This is a genomic window from Streptomyces diversicolor (assembly GCF_057537855.1).
This window is the reverse complement of record NZ_BAAJXA010000050.1, coordinates 13829-32321: the sequence shown is the minus strand read 5'-3', so window position 1 is coordinate 32321 and position 18493 is coordinate 13829. Positions and strand designations below refer to the sequence as shown.

The following is an 18493-nucleotide window of genomic DNA, read 5'->3' as shown; positions in this document are numbered from 1 at the left end:
TGCGGCGAGAGCGATCAGGGACAGGACGTGGGAGCGGGGCCGACGTGCTGCCAGGCGAGTGCGGCCAGCAGCAGTGCCGCATCGGGCAGGACCGACTCGTCGAACACGGCGGTCGGCGCGTGGTTGCCGGAGGGGCGGTCACGGCCGGGCGCGGCCGCGCCGAGGTAGCCGTAGGCCCCGGGGACGCGTTGCAGGACCCGGGAGAAGTCCTCGGAGCCGACGCGGGGCCGCGCCAGTTCCTCGTAGCGGTCGGGGCCGAACAGTTCGACGGCGGTGCGGGCGAACAGGCCCGCATGTCCTGGGTCGTTGACCGTGGTGGGCAGGACGGTCGTGAAGGTCGCCTCGGCGTCCAGGCCGTGGGCGCGGGCTATCCCCTCGACCAGCGGGGGGAGTTCGGCGGCCAGGCGCGCGGTCGCCTCCGCGGAGAAGGAACGGGCACCGGCCCGGAAGCGGGCGTCGGCGGGGATGACGTTGGGGGCCGTGCCCGCGTGGAACTCGCCCACGGTCACCACGACGGGGTCGAAGGCGTCGAAGCGGCGGCCGGTGTAGGTCTGGACGGCGGTGGCCGCGGCCATGGCCACGGGGACCGGGTCCAGTGCCTCGTGCGGTCTGCCGCCGTGGCCGCCTCGGCCGCGGACCGTGGCGTCAAGGACGCCGTAGGCAGCCATCACCGGGCCGGGACGGGTGTAGCAGCGCCCGGCGGGCAGGTCGGCGACGACATGCAGGGCGTAGGCCGCCTGCACCGGCCGGCCCGCCGCATCGAGGACGCCCTCGTCGAGCATCGCCCCCGCGCCGTCGTATCCCTCCTCCCCCGGCTGGAACATGAACACGACGCTTCCGCCCATGTTCTCCCGGTGCTCGGCCAGCAGCCGGACGGCGCCTGCCAGGGCGGCGGTGTGGAGGTCGTGTCCACAGGCGTGCATACGGTCGGCGTCGGCGGCGAACGGCAGTCCGGTGGCCTCCCTCAGCGGCAGCGCGTCCATGTCGCCGCGCAGCAGCACCACCGGGCCGGGACGGGCGCCGTGCAGGACCACGGTCACCGAGTCCAGCGCCGCGCCCGTTGTCACCTCCAGCGCGCCACCGGCCTCCTTGACCGCCGGGGACAGGGCGTCCAGCACAATGGCCTGGGTGAGCGGCAGGCGCAGCCCGACCTCCGGCACGGCGTGCAGTCGGCGGCGCAGGGAGGTCAGGTCACCGGCGAGTGCACGGGCGCGTGCGCCGAGGACTTCCCGCGCGGCGCTCACGGCCGCCCTCCGGCCCGCAGGGGCGGCAGCACATCCGCCACGACCTCCTCGAACACGCCCTCGCGGTGCGGGCCTTGGAGCGGGAAGGGAAACATGAACTCGGTGATGCCGATGTCGGTGAAGCGGCCGACGAAGTCCCGGAAGCGTTCCACCGACTGCCAGGGGGCGTCCTCGGTGAACCCGGCCATGAAGGACTTGCGGATCGACGCCGGGTCGCGTCCGGCGCGTTCGGCGTGGGCGTCGAGCAGCGCGCCGCGCTCCCTGGTCAGGCGCAGGCTCTCCTTCTCGTCGAGCTTGACGCCCCGGCGTAGTTGGGAGAAGAGGCTGCCGTAGCTGCTCCAGATGTCGGCGTGGCGGGCGGCCACCGCGAGGGTGGCGTCGACGTGCGCGGCGACGAGCAGCGGGGGCCGCTCGGCTGCGGCGGGTGCGGGGGCCCGGACCGCGCCCGCCACGGTGAAGTAGGTTCCGTCGTGATCGAAGCCGTCCCGCTCCAGCAGGCCGCGGACGACGGTCAGGTACTCCTCCAGCCGCGCTGCCCGCTCGGCCTGCGGCCAGGGCGGTACGCCCGCGTACGCCAGGTCCTTCGGGTTGCCGCCGGCCCCGACACCGGCCACGGCGCGGCCACCGGAGATGTGGTCGAGCGTCATGGCCTGCTTGGCGACCAGGGCGGGGTTGCGCAGGGGTGCGGCGCTCACCAGTGTGCCCACGGTGACCCGGGAGGTGGCGGCGGCGATGCCGCCCGCCAGCATCCAGGCGTCGAACCGGCCGCGCACCGGGCGCCCTTGGGTATCGAGGGCGCTCCACAGGTGGTCTCCGGCCCACAGGCTGTCCCACCCCTGGTCCTCGAACCGGCGCCAGCGTTCGGTGAGTTGGGCCCAGGGGGCGGCCTCGTACGTCATCAGGCCGAACCTGAGAGGGGTGCCGGTCATCGGGACGTCGCTCCTGTCCTGTGCGGGTCCGTAGTGCGGGGTTCGTCGGTTCCCGTGCCGGTCTGGCCGGCGGCCCGGCGTACGGCGTGGATCACGGCGGCGGAGGTCACCGTGCCCGGTCCGGCCTCGCGGTCGGCGGTGACGTAGGCGGTGCGGTAGACCTGGGCACGCTCGGCCCGCGGTAGGCGGCCGACGGCCTCGACCAGGTCCTCCTGCACCTGCGGGGGCCAGCGTCGCTCGTAGGCGGCGCGGGCCGAACCGAGGGTGAACGTCCCTTCCCGCGGGTCCTGTTGGGCGCGGAGCCCGGTCGTGGCCTCCTGGTCGACGGTGCCGTCCGCGTGCAGGGCGACGCCGTAGGCCGCGGCGGCCAGGTCGGGATCCAGCAGGCCGCAGGCCACGTCGGCGGCGACTGCGTCGGCGGGCCGGTCGTGGGGGTGACCGAGGCCGCCGCCGCCCGCGGTCTCGACGAGGAGGACGTCCCCGGCGGCCAGGGTGACGACATTGACGCGGCCGAGGTCTCGTTCGCGCGGGGTGCCCGGGTTGAGCAGGGCGCGACCGGGCGCGCCGGTGCCGCCGCCCTGCACACCCCACGGCTCGAACAGCAGGCGTTCCATGCCGCGCACGGCGAGGGTGACTCCGTCGGCGAGGGCCCGGATCCGCAGGGTGATACCCGCTCCGCCGGGGCGGGCTCCTACGCCGCCGGAGCCGGTGCGGTAGCGGTACTCCTCGACGAGGACGGGGGCGTCCTGTTCCAGGAGTTCGTTGGGCACATTGCGCAGCCAGCCGCCGGTGAAGCTGGTGCCGTGCAGGCCGTCGCGTCCGGGGCGCCCGCCGGATCCGCCGGTCAGCGGCTGGCCGACGGCCACATGGCGCTTGCCGGTGACCGGGTCGGTGTGCGCGACGGTGGCGATCGCCACCGCCCCGGACCCGGTCGCGAGGGCGTCGTCGGGCGCTGCCTGGGCCAGGCAGCCGAGCACGCAGTCCATGATGCGGAAGAACACGGCCGCTCGGACCCCGCAGGTGGCGCCGGGGCCGGGGTTCACCACCGAGCCGGGTGGCAGGTCGGCGGTGACGGCGCGGACCAGGCCGGAGTTGTAGGGAATGCCGGGGTCCTTGGACACCAGGTAGTTCACCAGGGCGAACACCAGCATGTAGTGGCCGGGACGGCCCCCGGTCGGCAGGTTGACTGCCTCGGCGACCTGGGGCGAGGTGCCCTGGAAGGAGAGATGGGGGCGGCCCCGGGTGAGCGTGAGTTCCAGCGCGAGCCGGGTCGGCGGGACGGTCACCGTCTCGCGGCCGTCCGGGCCGGTCTCGGTGAGCCCTTCCACGTAGTCGACGAACTGGTAGCTGCCGTCGTGGAGTTCGGCCAGCAGCCCGGTCGCCCGGGACTCCGCCTCGTCGAGCAGGTCGGCGGCGGCGTCCTCCAGCGCGTCGGCTCCGTGCACGGCGACGATCTCGTCGATGCGGCGCTGGGCCGCCACCAGTCCGGTGATCTGGGCGTCGATGTCGCCGTGGTTCTCCTCCGGTACCCGGGTGTTGGCGAGAATCGTCTGCAGCAGTGCCGTGTTCTCCCGGCCGGCCTCGCGCAGCTTGGCGGGCGGGATCAGGACGCCCTCCTGGGCGCGGTCGGTGTGGGTCCAGGAGATGGAGCCGGGCACCGAGCCGCCGATGTCGGAGGCGTGCACGAAGCTGAAGGCGTAGGCGATGATGCGGCCCTGCGCGTACAGCGGGGCCCAGGTCCACACGTCCGGCAGATGGGTGACCAGTCCGCCGGTGGCGTCGGGGTCGTTGCTGATGCCGATGTCGCCGGGCGCGTACGGGGCCAGCGCGTCGATGGCGGCTCGCGCGGGCGCGCCGATCATCAGGTTGCCGGAGATGCTCCGGGGTGCGGCGAACACCTCGCCGTCCGGGGTGACCAGGCAGGTCCCGAAGTCGGCGGTCTGCTTGACGAAGACGCTGAAGCTGGTGCGGCGGATGGTCTCGGCCATCTCCTCCACGACGGCGGTCAGCCGACGCGCGACAATCTCCAAGGTCACCGGTGAGCTGCGCATCAGTCGGCCTTCCCCCGGGCTCGCCCGGCGTCGATCAGCAGGTTGCCCATGGCGTCCGCCTCGACGCAGGCGCCGGTGGGCAGGAAGACGGTGGCGTCCGGCGCGGAGACGACGAGTGGCCCCTTGAGCCGGACGCCGGGCGCGAGATCGGCTCGTTCCACACGGCCCGCCGACACGCGGTGGCCGTGTTCGGTGACCGTGTGCGGCCGGGGCCTGACCTCGGTGCCGGAACCGGTGCGGGGGGTCAGCGGCTGTGAGCGGGCCGTCAGGGTGATCCGCAGACTGCGCACGTCGAGTTCGCGTCCCGAGGCGTCCACACCGTAGGCCGCGCGGTAGCGGGCGGTGAACGCCTCGCTGAGGGCGGCGACGGTCGGCTGTCCGTCCCCGGGCAGGGTCACGGGCAGGGTGAAGGACTGCCCGGCGAGTTGTACGTCCGCCCAGCGGGTCAGCGCGACCTGGTCGTGGAGGACGGCGGACTGGTCGCGGTACCAGAGCCGGGCGCGCTCCTCCAGGTCCTTCCACACGGTCCGCAGCCGTTCGTCGTCCAGGTGGCCGGTGGTCTGCCCGACGGGGGCGACTAGGTCGTGGCGCAGGTCGGTGACGAGCGCGCCGAACGCGCACAGGGTTCCCGGGGACCAGGGGACCAGCAGGTGCCGGATGCCGAGGGCACGGGCGAGGGCCACGGCCTGGACGGGGCCGGCACCGCCGTAGGGCACCAGACGGCATCCGGCGGGGTCGACGCCCCGGCGGGCGAGGAGCGGGACGAGTTGGGCGTGCATCATCGCGGTGGCCACGTCCACGACGGCCTCCGCGGCGCCCTCCACGTCCGTGCCCAGCCGCCGGGCCAGCGGCGCGAACGCCGCCCGGGCGGCGCCCGGGTCCAGGCGCACCGTTCCCCCGGCGAAGGTGTCCGGGTCGAGGTAGCCGCAGACCACGTAGGCGTCGGTGAGGGTCGGCTCGGAGCCGCCCTGCCCGTAGCAGGCGGGGCCCGGGTGGGCGCCGGCGCTGCGCGGGCCGACCTTGAGCACGCCGGAGGCGTCCAGCCAGGCCACCGAACCACCGCCCGCACCGATCGAGTAGACCTCCACCGACGGGGTGATCAGCGGGAAGTCGCCCAGCTCGGCGTCGGTGGAATAGGGGATGCGCCCGCCCTCGACGATCGCGCTGTCCACACTGGTGCCGCCCATGTCCATGGTGACGAGGTCGTCCACCTTGGCGGCGGTGGCCAGCCGCACGGCACCCGCGACGCCCGCCGCAGGACCGGACAGCAAGGTTTCCACGGCTGCCCGCAGCAGTTCCGCGCTTCCCTCACCGGCGGCCAGGGCTCCCTGCACGGACATCACGCCGCCGTTGGACTTGGTGATGTGCAGCGGGCAGCTGAGCCCCTGCTCGCGCAGCCGGTGCGAGAGGTCACCGAGGTAGCCGCGCAACAGTCCCGCCACATGCGCGGCGAGAACGGCGACGGTGGCGCGTTCGTACTCCTTCTCCTCCGGCCACAGTTCGGCGGAACCGGCCACGATCAGACCGGGGTGCGCCTGCCGCAGCAGCGCAACGGCCCGCTGCTCGTGCCCCGGGTGCACGTGGGCGTGGAGGAAGACGACGGCCAGGGCCTCGACCCCGTCGGCGAGCAGATCACTGGCGGCGGCGAGGAGGGCCGCCTCGTCCAGTGGACGGTCGACGCTGCCGTCGACGCGCATCCGCTCGGGGATCTCCCGTACGTCCCTGCGGTCGGCCAGGGGGCGGCGGGGGTCGGCGAAGAAGTCGATGGGGTCGCGCAGGCGGAGCCGCCCTATCTCCAGCAGGTCCGGGAAACCGGCCGTCACCAGCAGCCCGGTGCGGGCGCCGGACCGCTGGAGAACGGTGTTCAGGGCGAACGTCTGCCCGTGCGCGAAGTACTCCACCTGCTCCGGTGCCACCTGGTGCCGCTCCAGGATCCCGGTCACGGCCCGCACTACGGCGGCGGCCGGCCGGGCGGCGTCGGAGGGGACCTTGGCGGTGTGCAGGGCGGAGCCGTCCGCGGCGGCCAGCACCACGTCCGTGAAGGTGCCGCCAACATCGACACCGATACGGTACGCCGGTGCCACGGACCGGGCCCAGGCGGGCTCGGCGGACGGGCAGCGGGTGTTCATGAGGCGAAATCTCCTTGCGGTGCGGGGGCGTTCACCAGGGCGCCGGCCACGCGGCGGGCCGCCACCGCCGCGAGTGCCGCCAGCAGCAGTGAACCGGCGATCAGCAGGCTCGACATGGCGGTGACCGTGGGGTCCTGCCGCTGTTCGAGCCGCAGGAACATGGCCACCGGCAGCGTCGTGGTGTCGGCGGGCATCAGGAACACCGAGGTGTCCACCTCGTCGAACGACGTGAGGAACGCGAACACGGCTGCGGCCAGCAGCGCGGGCCGCACCTGCGGCAGCGTGATCCGGACGAACGCGGCGAGCGGGGAGGCGCCCAGGTCGCGGGCCGCCTCCTCCAACGCCGGGTCCAGGCCGGCCAGCGCCGCCCCCACGACGGCCACGACGAACGGCATCAGCAGCAGACAGTGGGCGAAGGCGATACCGCCGACGGTGCCGTAAGCCGCGGGGAAGAGCGAGGCGTAGAGGACGAACAGGCTGAACCCGGTGACGACGCGGGGCAGACTCAGCGGCATCACGAACACGGAGCGCAGCAACTGACGGCCGGGGAAGGACAGCCGGGCGATGGCGTGGGCGGCGGCCGTGCCCACGACCACGGAGATGCACGTGGCCAGCACCGCGACCTGGGTGGAGTACAACAGCCCCACGGTGAAGGGCTCGTAGGACAGCGCTTCCCGGAACCAGCGCACGGTGAAGCCCTCTCCCCCGCCGGACGCGGCGGTGCCCCGGAAGGAGCTGTAGACCACCACGACGAGCGGCAGCAGCACGAACACCGTGGCCGTCGTGAGGAAGAGGCCGCGGACAACCGGCAGCAGGCGGCGGGACGTCGTCACGCTCCCACCTCCCGCCGGCCGCCGGCGGGCGCACGGTGGCGCACGTCGGCCAGGCGGCCGAGCCGGTTGAAGGTGGCCAGCACCACCAGCGCCACGCCGAGCAGGACCAGCGCCTGCGCCGCAGCCAGCGGCCACTGAAGCTGCTGGATGTTCTGGTAGACGGACTGCGCCAGCACCGCGACACGTCCGCCGCCGAGCAGCGAGGGGGTGGCGAAGGCACTCACGGTCAGGGCGAAGACAAGTTGGAGGGAGGCGATGACGCCGGGCATGGTCAGCGGCAGAAGGATCGACCGCAGCCGCCGCCACGGGGATGCCCCGAGGTCTGCCGCCGCCTCCAGCACCCCTTCGGGCAGCGACCGCAGCGAGCCGAGCAACGGAACGATCGCGAAGGGCAGTTCGACATGGACGAGGGCGAGGACCACACCCGGTTCGTGGTAGAGCCAGCCGCCGAGCGGGCCGTGCAGCAGCCCGTGCGGCGCCAGCAGCAGCATCCAGCCGTAGGAGCGCACCACGACACTGACCAGGATCGGCGAGAAGACAGCGAACATCAGCAGGCCGGACAGCCACCAGCGGCGCACCCGCAGCAGACACCAGGCGATGGGATACGCGATCAGGACAGCCAGCACGGCCACCATGGCGCCCACCCGCAGGGTGGTCCACAGCACATCCGCCGTGTACGGATCGTCGAGGAGCCGGGTCCAGGTGCCCAGGTCGAACGGGGCGAAGAGACGGCTGGTGCGTTCGGTGCGGAAGCTGTACGACAGCAGGAGCAGGATGATCGAGCAGAAGACGAGCAGGAGGTAGAGGACGCCGGGCGCGACGAGCGCGTACGCCAGCCGTGCGTCTTTCGACCGATGCCGGTCGGTGGCCGTCCGACGGCCCTCGTGGGCGGGCGGCCGCACGGCGGGGGTGCTGCGTGTCTCTTCGCGCGTGCCGGTCACCGTGTGCTCCCGGGTACCGCGGGGCGCGGCGCCCCGCCGGCCGCGGCGGGCGGCAGTACGACGACGTCCGAGGCGTCGACGGTCAGGCCCACGCTCTCGCCGACCGACGGAGCCGGGCCCGTGGCGGTCGTGTCGACCAGGATCTCCCGGCCGTCGGGCGTCTCCAGGACGACGCGTACGCGGGCTCCCAAGAAGCCCGCGGACCGCACGGTGGCACGGCCCGCTGCGCCGGGAGTGTCCGGCGAGGTGATGCGGAACGACTCCGGGCGTACGGCGACCACCGTCTTCGGGGTGGCGGAGGACTTCTCAGGCAGCGGCAGCCGCAGCCCGGCGGCCGTTGTGGCACGGCGGGCGCCCTCGGGGCCGTCCTGGACGCCGGTCGCCTCGAAGATGTTGTTCTCGCCGATGAACTCGGCGACGAACCTGCCGGCCGGCGACCGGTAGAGCTCCTGTGCTGTGCCGACCTGCTCGATCCGGCCGTGGGCCATGACGGCGATACGGTCGGACATCTCCATCGCCTCCGCCTGGTTGTGGGTGACACAGACGAACGTGGTGCCGGTACGGCGCTGGAGAGCGCGCAGTTCGCGCCGCATCTGGAGCTGGAGGCCGAGGTCGAGGGCGCTCAGGGGCTCGTCCAGCAGAAGGACCCGGGGGCGCTTGACCAGGGACCGTGCGATGGCGACGCGCTGGCGCTGGCCTCCCGACAGGGTGCTCGGTGCTCGCCCGGCGAAGGCGGACATCCCCACCACGTCCAGTGCCTCGGCGACCCTGCGGGCCGTCTCCTTGCGGTCCGTGCGCTCCGTGCTGAGCCCGAAGGCGACGTTGCGTGCCACGTCCATGTGCGGGAACAGGGCGCCCTGTTGGAAGACCAGGTTGGTGGGGCGGCGGTGGGCGGGCGTGCGGGTGACGTCGACGCCGTTGATCCGCACGACGCCTTCGTCCGCGTGCTCCAGTCCGGCGATGATGCGCAGCGCGGTCGTCTTGCCGCAGCCGGAAGGGCCCAGGAGTGAGTAGAACTCGCCCTGGCGCACTTCCAGTTCGACGTGGTCCAGGACCCGACGGGAGCCGAAGGAGCGGGTGATTGCCTCCGCGTGTACGGCCGCGTCGGACGAAGCGCCGCTCACAGATGCGCCTTTACGTCGTTGTTCCAGGCGGTCGTGGCCTTGTCGAGGCCGGTCACCAGGGCGGTCCAGTCCAGCTTGAGGGCGTTCTGCACCGTCTTCAGTTGGAAACTCTCGATGTCGCGGTACTTGGCGGGCAGCCGTGCACCCTCGACGAGGGGGATGGTGGCGGTGGCCGCGCTGTAGTCGGAGACCGCGTCGGGAGCGAAGATCTCGTTCATCAGGTCGGCGGCCAGAGCGAGTTGGTCTTCGCTCGACCCCTTCACGAGCTGGAAGCCCTCGGGGAAGGCCATCACCCCTTGTTTGGGCACGGCGAAGCCGATGGGGTCGCCCTCGTCGATCCACGGCTGCGCGACACCCTGGAAGCCGGGCGCGATGACGACCTGCCCGCTGTTGAGCTGCTGGCGCAACTGGTCGATCGAGCCGATCAGTCCGCTGAACTGCCCCTTCTTGGCCGCCCGAGAGAAGGCGGCTATGCCCTTGGAGAGGTCGCCGTCGGAACCGCCCTCGATCTGGTTGATCACCGGGACGGCGTTGACGCTGAAGGCGGGGGCGTCCCACGTGGTCACCCGCCCCCGGTAGGCGGAGTCGAAGAGGTCCGTCCAGGAGGTGGGCGGAGTACGGATGACCTTCTTGTTGTAGATGAGGCCCATCGCGTCCATCACCATGTAGGCGCCAAAACGGTTACCGGTGGTGTATCCCGGCAGCACCTTCGCGATGTTCGGTACCGACTTCTCGCTCACCGGCGCCCACAGCCCGTCGGCGGCACCCTGGGCGAAGCTCTGCGCGTTGAAGAAACCCAGGTTCAGCAGCGGCTTGTCGGCGTTGACCTGGACGGAGGACACCAGCTTGGGAAAGGTGTCCGCGTTGGTGCCCTCGATGTAGCGGATCGTCACGTCGTGCTTCTTCGCGAAGGCCTGGGCGACCCTGCGCGGCACGGTCCCCTGCGCCCCTGCCCAGTGGAAAAGGGTGAGAGTGGTCGACCCGTCGGCCGAGGTGCGGCCCGGCGACCCACAGGCCGCCAGCAGACCGCCGCCCAGGAGGGCCGCTCCCGCGGCACCGGCAGAGCGCAGGAGTGCGCGACGATCAAGGTACGTCATGGCGAATCCTCTGTCGTTCAAGGGCTGGGCTGCCAAGCGGCCCCCGGGGGCGGGACGCCACGGAGCGACCCCGCCACCCGAGGAAAAATCTCGCATGCAGCTTCGCATGCGAAACGGTATGCCAAAAGCCCCCAGCGGTGAGACTTCACAGTCCCGCAACAAAAACCCCTCGCCGGACCAGGCGCTTTGCACCCGGATCCCGCTGGATGGTCAATGGGGATCAGGCCGAGTTCGACGTCTCCCTCAGCCCCTCCCCCGCGCTACCACGGCAACGCCGAGCGCACCCTCCGACAGTCGCCGACCTTCGTCGGCGGTGTGGACAACGGGTTTTACGGCGCCACAGCCCTCGACAGGAAGGCAGGTCGATCGCGGTCAGGAACAGCTCCGGCCAGTCGGCGTTGATCTGGAAGTGGCGGGAGGGGAAGCGGCCGAAGCCGGTGTCTTTGCCGCAGCGGATGCGGTCCTCGACCGTGGTGTGGCCGCGGTGACGGACCTCCAGGTACTGGGCCGAGCCGGCGCCTGCGCACGGGGTGTCGGTGATGAACGCCTGATGCCGCAGGCCCTCGTCCTGGTCGAACAACAACAGTTGAGCGCCGGAGTGGGGCGTTCGCGGCGCACGATGGTCGAGAGCCGGATGCCACAGGCGGTCGCGAACGGAGCGGATCGCGCGGCGGACATCTTCAGTGACGGCGGTGCCGACGGAGAAGAAGGTGTTCACCCCTCGCTCGCGCAATCGGCGGAGGTGGGCCAAGAAGGCTTTTGCGCTGCCCGCGCTGTCGGCGCGGACGAGGATCTCGGTGCCGTAGCGGTCGGCCTCGGGCAACTGGCCGAGTGCGTCGTCCAGGACCGTGATGCGGTCGTCGGTGGTGTTCGCTCCGGCATTGCCGGGACGGAGCCGGCCCGACGGCCCCTCACCCGTGTTGGCCAGGAAGCACAGCAGTGGGTGGAAGCCGAATCTGCCTTTGTAGGTGGCGGCGGCCCGTTCCTTCTCCGAGTGACAGGTCACCAGGGTTGCGTCGATGTCCAGGACCAGGCCGGGAAGGTCCCGGCCGCCGGCCCGCGCGGCGGGGATGCCCACACCAGTTGCGGTGGCCTGCAGTCAGGCTGTCTCCCGCGTGGCGGCGCGGGCCGACCGCAGCCGGGCCAGGACGGCATGGTCAATGCTGGCGAGGAGCCGCCAGGCCGCGGGCGTGGAGGCCACCGTGCCGAACACCTCGCCCTGGTCTCGCAGCGCGGCCAGATCCCTGATCGGCTCGCCGCGGTCGGCGAGCATCACCGCGAGATCGGTGGCGATGCGGCTCGGGTCATGACCGGTGCCACGTGGCCGCAGAGGGCCGAGCGCGGTGCAGAACGCGGCTGTCAGCCCAGTCGCCTCGGCGAGATCCGCCAGCCCTCCGGAGCATCAGTTTCTGCAGGTTCCTGACTTTCGCCAGGTCACCGTCCCTCGATGCCGTGAAGATGCGCTGGCGCAGACGGCGTACGTTCTTGTTCACCTGGTCCCAGTCGATACTGTCCCAGTCCGGGAAGAAGTCGTCCTCCGGTCCGTTCACCCCGGCCGCAGCCGTGGCCTCCAACTTGTCCTTCGGTGCTGTCGCTGCTGCCATCATCCCTCCTCACAGGCTCACCCGGCCCACGTCAGCGTCCTTTCGGACCCGGATATCGGTCCGGTATCCGGCGAGTTGGCCGAGACTGCGACGGAGAGGCCGACGCATACACCGCCCTGGTTTCCTCTGGCCTTTCGGCCTGCCGGCCTTCGCTTCTTGAACCGTCCTGTCCCGCCGGAGACATCAGCCTTCCTCACGGTCAGCCCACCGTCGCTCATGCCAGAGCGGCGGCCTCCGTCGGGGTTTCCACGTTCCGCGCGTGCGAGATACGACCGGAATGAGCGCCCTCTATATCCCGGGGCGGCGGTGTCCTCCCGAGCGGCATGCATATCCGCCCGGCGCCTGCCGCATCTCGCGGCGGCCTGATCTGCTGACAGCCGGGCCGGAGCCCCGCCGGGAAGCAGATCCCGAAGCACAGCGTGCAGTTGGTTGACGGTACGGGCACGGGCCTGGGCGAGGTTGACGCGTCGTTCGTCCAGCAGGGCCAGGGCCGTGGTGTGGTCTTCGGCCTCCACCTCGCGTCCGTCGCCGTGCAGGTAGGCAGTCGCCGCTGCGGCAGCGTCGATCCGGTCGTTCTTGCGGCCGAGGCCACTCGCGTTCTCCACCACCCACGTGCGCTGGGGCCAGCGGCGGGCCCAGGCCAGCAGCCGCCGGTACTCCGACAGGCTCGCCTCGGCCCTCAGCGACTCCAGCTGCTGATTCGAGGCGGGGTGGTCAACGGCAGTAGCGGTGTGGGTGGACTCAGAGGTCGTTCTCTCCCGATGTTTCATCCTGGAACAGGTGTTTGATCCTGTGGTGTCGGGTCGCGCCAGGAGATGGTGGCTTCGCCGGTGAGGCGGCGGGCCCGGCGGGCCGTCAGGTCGGTCATGGCCGGCTGGATCATGGCTTCGGAGCGGGTGGGCAGGGTCTCGTAGTCACGGGCGAGGCGGCGGTGGAACATCAGCCACCCGTAGGTCCGCTCCACGGTCCAGCGTTCAGGCAGCGGGGTGAATCCTCTGGTTCCGGGCGTGCGTTGGACGATTTCCCTGTCGATGCCGAGGGCGGCCGGGTGCTCGACGAGGTGCTGTCGGTAGCCGCCGTCCCTCCCGGATCGTGCGGATGGTGGGGTGTGCGGCGGCCACCTGGTCGACCAGGTGGGTGCCGGCGGCGGAGTCCTGCACGCTCGCCGCGGTGACCAGCACCGCCGGCAGCAGTCCGAGGGTGTCGGTGACGATGCTGCGCTTGCGGCCCACGATGTTCTTCGCCGCGTCGGTGCCCTGGCCTGCGGCCGGGACGCTGGTGGAGGTCTTCACGCTCTGCGCGTCGATCACACACGCGGACGGCTCTGCATCCTTGCCCTCCTTCTGCCTCGACAATCGCCGGAGCACGCCGGTGAGCTGGGCGAACACGCCGGCCTTCTGCCACCTGGCGAAGTAGCCGTAGACGGTCTCCCAGGGCGGGGAAATCGTGGGGCAGGCAGCGCCACTGCACCCCGGTGCGGTCCACGGACAGGATCGCGTCCATGATTTCGCGCAGATCGTGCTCGGGCGGCCGGCCGACGCTCAGCGCCTGACGACGCCGCTCGGCCCGCCAGGCGGACAGCACCGGCTCGATCAACTCCCAGCGGGCACCGGACAGATCACTCGGATACGCACGACGTTCGACCATGACCTGGACCTACCGCCGTCCGGGGGCGTGCGCCCAGGCGTGCACCGCAAGCAGCGGAAGCACAGGCCGCACGACGGGCGTCCTGGGATGAGACAGACGGAAGCCGCACTGCGTCCCAGGCGTCACCCCCTGCAGCACATGCGCCACATCCACTCCACCAGGCCCAGCACAACGACCAACTCCCACCGAAAAATCCAGGATGACGCTCACATTGAAGGTGAAAACGACCTCTAAGAGCGGGCGCCGCGTCCGGCGCCCGCTACAGCAGTGCCTTTCAACCGGCCGGACAGCGGCCGCGACACGGCAGGTGAGGGCACGGTGGTGATTCAGTCTGCGTAGTCGGGGGCGATGCGCTCGACGAGACGCAGCAGGGCCGACCAGGCGAGGTCGTACGCCTTGTCGTCCTGGAGGTCGGAGCTGTGGTCCTCGCCGACCAGCTGGCGTGCGGTGAGCTCGCAGGTCTCGGGGGCGGGCAGGACGAGTTTGGTGCCGCTGGCTGTGGCCGTGGTCTGGATCTCGCAGGCTTTGTTCAGGTAGTACATGCGCAGGAACGCCTGGGCGGGGGTCTCGCCGACGGTCAGCAGGCCGTGGTTGCGCAGGATCATCGCCGGGTGGCCGCCGAGGTCGGCGACGAGCCGTTGCTGTTCGGCGAGGTTGAGGGCGACACCCTCGTAGGCGTGGTAGCCGAGCCTGCCGTAGAACTCCATGGAGATCTGGTTGAGCGGGAGCAGGCCCTCCTCCTGCGCGGCGACCGCGCAGCCGGCCTTGGTGTGCGTGTGCAGGACGCACTGCGCGTCGGGACGGGCGGCATGGACGGCGCTGTGGATGACGAAGCCGGCGGGGTTGACGGGGTGAGGGGTCTCTTCGACCGGGTTGCCTTTGAGGTCGATCTTGACCAGGTTCGAGGCGGTGATTTCCTCGAAGAGGAGGCCGTAGGGGTTGATCAGGAAGTGGTGCTCCGGTCCGGGGAGCCGTACCGAGATGTGAGTGAAGATCAGGTCGGTCATCCGGAAGTGCGCCACGAGGCGGTAGACGGCGGCGAGTTCGCGGCGCAGGCGCAGTTCTTCGGGAGAGACGGTGGGGGCGGACATAGAGGGCCTTTCCCTTTCGGTGAGGTACGGATATGTGCGTGCGGAGGGGGGCGGTGCGGTGCGTGGCTCAGGCCGTGGTGAGCTCGGGCGCCGTGACAGCGGGGGTCTGCTCGCCCGCCAGGCGACGGTTCCATGCCTCCAAGAGCGCTGCCTCGGTAGGGCGGCTCAGGAGGCTGGCCGCCACATAGGCCACCAGGCTCGCGAGCAGGCCGTAGTAGATCGGTTCGTTGGCGAGCAGGCCGTCGGTCACCATCAGGGCGATCACCGTCGTGCCGCCCGCGATCATGGCGGTCAGTGCGCCCTGCAGAGTTCCGCGCCGCCAGAGCAGGCCGCCGAGGATCGGGACCAGCAAGCCGCCGACGAGCAGGTTGTAGGCGACAGTGAGGGCCTCGATGACGTCCCCGAGGACGCAGGCGATCACCATGGCGACGATGCCGAGGGTGACGATGGCGAGCCGGTTGGAGCCGACCTCGTCGTGCTCTTGGGCGCTGCTGGGGGCGCGGCGGCGCAGCCGGGCCCAGATGTCGTTGTTCGCCACGGTCGCGGAGGCGATCAGTGCGCCGCTGGCGGTGGACATCATCGCGGACAGGGCGGCGGCCAGGACGAGGCCGCGGACACCGGTCGGCAGGACGTGCTGGACGATCGTGGCGAACGCCTGGTCGGCCGCGGCCAGGTTCGGGTAGAGCGTCTTGGTGGCCATGCCGATGACCGCGCCGGCCAGGGCGTAGAGCAGGCAGTAGAGCCCGGCGACGGTGCCGCCCCAGGTGGCGACCTTGTCGCTGCGGGCGGTGAAGACGCGCTGCCAGATGTCCTGACCGATGAGCATGCCGAAGGTGTAGATGAGTACGAACGTGACGATGGTCTGTCCGCCGATGGAGGTGGGGGAGAAGTAGCCGTGCGGGAGCCGGTCGGCCATCCCGCCCGCCTTGACCACCGCGATCGGCAGCAGCAGGAGGAACACGCCCAGGCTCTTGACGACGAACTGCACCATGTCGGTGAGCGTGATGGACCACATCCCGCCGAGCGCCGAGTAGCCGACGACGATCGAGCCCCCGACGACCACAGCGACCCAGCGGGGCACGTCGAACAGGACGTCGAAGACGCTGGCGTACGCGATCGTCGAAGTCACCGCCAGCATGAGGGTGTAGATCCACATGACGACGCCGGAGATCACACTCGCCGCGTCGCCGTAACGCAGCGACAGCATCTCGGCGACCGTGTAGACGCGCAGCCGCGCGATCCGGGCGGAGAAGAAGACACTCAGAGCCAGTAGCCCCAGGCCGATGGCGAACACCATGGCGGCGCCCGAGATGCCGTAGGAGTACCCCAGGCGCACACCACCGATGGTGGAGGCACCGCCGAGCACGACGGCGGCCATGGTGCCCGTGTACATCAGCGGGCCGAGGCGACGACCGGCGACCAGGAAGTCGCTCTTGGAGGCGGCACGCCGTTTGCCCCACCAGCCGACACCGACGATGCCCAACAGATAGGCGGCCATGACGAGATAGTCGACGGTCACAGAATCCTCCAAGGACAGGAGAGGGGAGGAGAGGGGAGAGCGGAGGTGGTGGGGGGATGACAGAAACGTAGCCACCAGGTCTACTGGGACTGAAGTGCCGCTTCTGTCCAATCTGGAGACAGCCATTGGATGAGTCCGACAACGACGGTCAGCCGTCCGTGCGCCTCGGCGTGCTGCTCGCCGACCCGGGACTGGGCCTCACCCAGATCGCGGGTCCGCCGGCCGACGACCATCTGGTCAGCACGGTCGGCACCACCGAGATCGAGGACCCCACCCCCTACCTGGCCGGCGGCGAACTCCTGCTGACCGCGGGCATCCGGCTCCCCGACGACGCGGACGGCGTCGACACGTACGTACGACGCGTCGTCGCCGCCGGTGTCACCGCGCTCGGCTTCGGCGTCGTCCCCGTGCACCCGGAGGTGCCGGCCGAACTGGTCCGGGCCTGCGAACGGCACGCTCTGCCCCTGCTCCGTCTGCCACCGGCCACCCCTTTCGTTGCCGTCGGGCAGGCGGTGTACGCGGCGATCGCCGAGGCCCGCAACCGTGAGCTGCGCGAGATCTCCCGGGCGCAATCAGCCCTCGCCTCGGCCGCCGCCCGCCCCGACGCCCTGCGCGCCGTACTCGGCCAGCTCGCCGCCCACACCACCACCTGGTCGGTCCTGTACGACGCCCAGGGCACCGAACTCTTCTCGGCGGGCCCCCGCCCCGCACTCCCCGACGCCCCACAGCTCCTTCGCAACCTCGTCGTGCGAACCCTGCGGCGGACCTGCGGTCCCACGGCGGCAGCGGCCCACGAACCCGACCAGGGGATCCACATGGTCGTCCACGCCCTGCCCGGCACGGACCGCACCACCGCGACGCTGGCCCTCGGCCAGGCCGCCACCACGCCTCCGACCGTCGTGCACCGCCGGGTGACGAGTACGGCGACGGTTCTGCTGGCCCTGCTCACCAGCCCCCGACACGCCCTGAGCACCGACACTCACAGCGTCGGCGCGCTGGTACGGCTCATGCTCGGCGCTACGCCCGCCGAGGTGGCGCTCGCCCTTGAGTCCGACGGCGAGACACAGGGCGGCCACTGGACGGTGGTACACGGGCGCCATCTGCCCACACGGTCCGCCTCAGTACCGCCGACCGACAATGACCCAGCCCAACTCGCCGCCTTGAGCGCCCTGTTGGGAACCCCCTACGTCTACTTGGACGGCCCCTGCCTGAAGGCGCTGATCCTCAGTCCCCCCCACGCCCGGCCGAGTGTCCCCGCGCAGGCCGCCGACCTCGGGTGGGTCCTCGGTTACAGCGCGCCCGCGTCCGCGCAGGACCTGCCACACGCCGACACCCAAGCCGAGCGCGCCCTGCGGCGCGCGATCGCCACCGAGACTCCCGCCGTCGTCCACACCGCCGACGCTCTCACCCTCCACGCACTCGTCTCCCCCACCGACGCCCGGGAACTCGCTCGCACCCGCTTCGCGCCCTTGGACCAGGTCGGGGCGCCAGGGGCCGCGGTCCTCCTCGATACCCTGCGCACCTGGCTGGCCCTTCACGGCAGCTGGGACCGCACGGCAGCGGCTCTGCAGGTCCACCGCAACACCGTGCGCCACCGCCTGACCCGGGTCACCGACATCCTCGACGTAGATCTCCAGGACCCCGGCGTCCGCATGGAACTCTGGTTCGCTCTGCAGTGGCTGCCCGGAGAGTCAGCCGATAGTTGACGGGCGCAGACCGCCAAGAGTGTCCAGGTAGCCCGATCAAAGATCTGAACCCAAGAACTTGACAGGGAAGACGACCAGGTGTCGGGTCGTGCCGGCTACGACCTCCACCACGGCGTCGCCCGCGGCGGGCGTGTAGGAGTCGCCGGCTGTCGTGAGCGCGCGTTCCGCCAGGGGGTGCAGGTGCCGGGCGACGACGGAGGCGAGCGCCGTGGTCAGCCGCTGGGACATCACCACCGCCGCGCCGCCGGAGATCGGCGGGGAGGGCATCGCGGCTCGGATGGCGTCGGTGTCCAGCGCCTCGACAGCGGCCCGGGACCACTGGAAGGACGACGCGTCCGGGTCGGGGATGAGACCGGTGTGCCGCGCCCATCGGAACGCGGCTGTCGGCACCTTCAGGCGCTTGGCGGCCTGGCTCGCGTCGTACTCGGTTCGTCGCATGAGATCACCTCTCGCTCGTTCGCCCTAAATAAGGGGACAGAACATGACGGAACCATGAATGTCTATCAATACCTCCTGAAAACAGGAAAGTTGGGCGCACGTCGCTAGGGTTGTGCCCGCGTACGCGAGGGAAAGACGCC

Annotated in this window: 14 protein-coding genes and 2 pseudogenes; 1 reads left to right on the top strand and 15 read right to left on the bottom strand. The window is 71.2% G+C overall.

Annotated features, from left to right (window positions below):
- Positions 1-14: 14 nt before the first annotated feature.
- The 14 genes and pseudogenes from AC27LF_RS38735 to AC27LF_RS38670 all read right to left on the bottom strand — a co-directional run bounded on the left by AC27LF_RS38735 (position 15) and on the right by AC27LF_RS38670 (position 16209).
- Positions 15-1244 carry a M20 metallopeptidase family protein gene (locus AC27LF_RS38735; RefSeq protein ID WP_479663893.1) on the bottom strand — a complete coding sequence of 410 codons (1230 nt, stop codon included), beginning with the start codon at positions 1242-1244 and terminating at the stop codon, positions 15-17.
- A complete protein-coding gene (locus AC27LF_RS38730; protein WP_479663894.1) occupies positions 1241-2173 on the bottom strand; it encodes an LLM class flavin-dependent oxidoreductase in 933 nt (310 codons plus the stop codon). The genes AC27LF_RS38735 and AC27LF_RS38730 overlap by 4 nt, the downstream gene beginning before the upstream one ends.
- Complete coding sequence (locus tag AC27LF_RS38725; RefSeq protein WP_479663895.1) at positions 2170-4224, bottom strand: hydantoinase B/oxoprolinase family protein; 2055 nt, start codon at positions 4222-4224, stop codon at positions 2170-2172. The genes AC27LF_RS38730 and AC27LF_RS38725 overlap by 4 nt, the downstream gene beginning before the upstream one ends.
- Positions 4224-6353, bottom strand: a complete 2130-nt coding sequence (locus tag AC27LF_RS38720; protein ID WP_479663896.1) for a hydantoinase/oxoprolinase family protein — start codon at positions 6351-6353, stop codon at positions 4224-4226. Before AC27LF_RS38720 ends, AC27LF_RS38725 begins: the two co-directional genes overlap by 1 nt.
- Complete coding sequence (locus AC27LF_RS38715) at positions 6350-7186, bottom strand: ABC transporter permease (RefSeq protein WP_479663897.1); 837 nt, start codon at positions 7184-7186, stop codon at positions 6350-6352. Before AC27LF_RS38715 ends, AC27LF_RS38720 begins: the two co-directional genes overlap by 4 nt.
- Positions 7183-8127 (bottom strand): ABC transporter permease, encoded by a 945-nt coding sequence (locus AC27LF_RS38710; RefSeq protein WP_479663898.1) that lies wholly within the window; start codon positions 8125-8127, stop codon positions 7183-7185. Before AC27LF_RS38710 ends, AC27LF_RS38715 begins: the two co-directional genes overlap by 4 nt.
- The gene (locus AC27LF_RS38705; RefSeq protein ID WP_479663899.1) at positions 8124-9251 is read right to left on the bottom strand and encodes an ABC transporter ATP-binding protein; all 1128 of its coding nucleotides are present in this window, start codon (positions 9249-9251) and stop codon (positions 8124-8126) included. Before AC27LF_RS38705 ends, AC27LF_RS38710 begins: the two co-directional genes overlap by 4 nt.
- Positions 9248-10348, bottom strand: a complete 1101-nt coding sequence (locus AC27LF_RS38700) for an ABC transporter substrate-binding protein (RefSeq protein ID WP_479663900.1) — start codon at positions 10346-10348, stop codon at positions 9248-9250. Before AC27LF_RS38700 ends, AC27LF_RS38705 begins: the two co-directional genes overlap by 4 nt.
- A 358-nt stretch (positions 10349-10706) precedes the next feature.
- Positions 10707-11738: pseudogene (locus AC27LF_RS38695) on the bottom strand (transposase); the annotation flags it as partial.
- Complete coding sequence (locus AC27LF_RS38690; protein ID WP_487231293.1) at positions 11653-11952, bottom strand: reverse transcriptase N-terminal domain-containing protein; 300 nt, start codon at positions 11950-11952, stop codon at positions 11653-11655. The pseudogene AC27LF_RS38695 and the gene AC27LF_RS38690, both read right to left, overlap by 86 nt.
- A 17-nt stretch (positions 11953-11969) precedes the next feature.
- Entirely contained in the window at positions 11970-12722 is a 753-nt protein-coding gene (locus AC27LF_RS38685; RefSeq protein ID WP_479663902.1) for an IS110 family transposase, read from the bottom strand.
- Positions 12719-13599 (bottom strand): annotated as a pseudogene (locus AC27LF_RS38680) (IS5 family transposase). The gene AC27LF_RS38685 and the pseudogene AC27LF_RS38680 overlap by 4 nt, the downstream one beginning before the upstream one ends.
- 326 nt (positions 13600-13925) lie before the next feature.
- Positions 13926-14690: a class II aldolase/adducin family protein gene (locus tag AC27LF_RS38675; RefSeq protein WP_479663903.1), complete on the bottom strand. Its 765-nt coding sequence runs from the start codon at positions 14688-14690 to the stop codon at positions 13926-13928.
- Positions 14691-14757: 67 nt separating this feature from the next.
- The gene (locus AC27LF_RS38670; protein WP_479663904.1) at positions 14758-16209 is read right to left on the bottom strand and encodes a sodium:solute symporter family protein; all 1452 of its coding nucleotides are present in this window, start codon (positions 16207-16209) and stop codon (positions 14758-14760) included.
- A gap of 125 nt (positions 16210-16334) precedes the next feature.
- On the opposite strand from AC27LF_RS38670, the gene AC27LF_RS38665 reads away from it, so the two are divergent.
- Positions 16335-17915 (top strand): PucR family transcriptional regulator, encoded by a 1581-nt coding sequence (locus AC27LF_RS38665; protein WP_479663905.1) that lies wholly within the window; start codon positions 16335-16337, stop codon positions 17913-17915.
- Between the two features lie 36 nt (positions 17916-17951).
- On the opposite strand, the gene AC27LF_RS38660 is transcribed toward AC27LF_RS38665, so the two are convergent.
- A complete protein-coding gene (locus AC27LF_RS38660) occupies positions 17952-18353 on the bottom strand; it encodes a hypothetical protein (RefSeq protein ID WP_479663906.1) in 402 nt (133 codons plus the stop codon).
- Positions 18354-18493 lie beyond the last annotated feature (140 nt).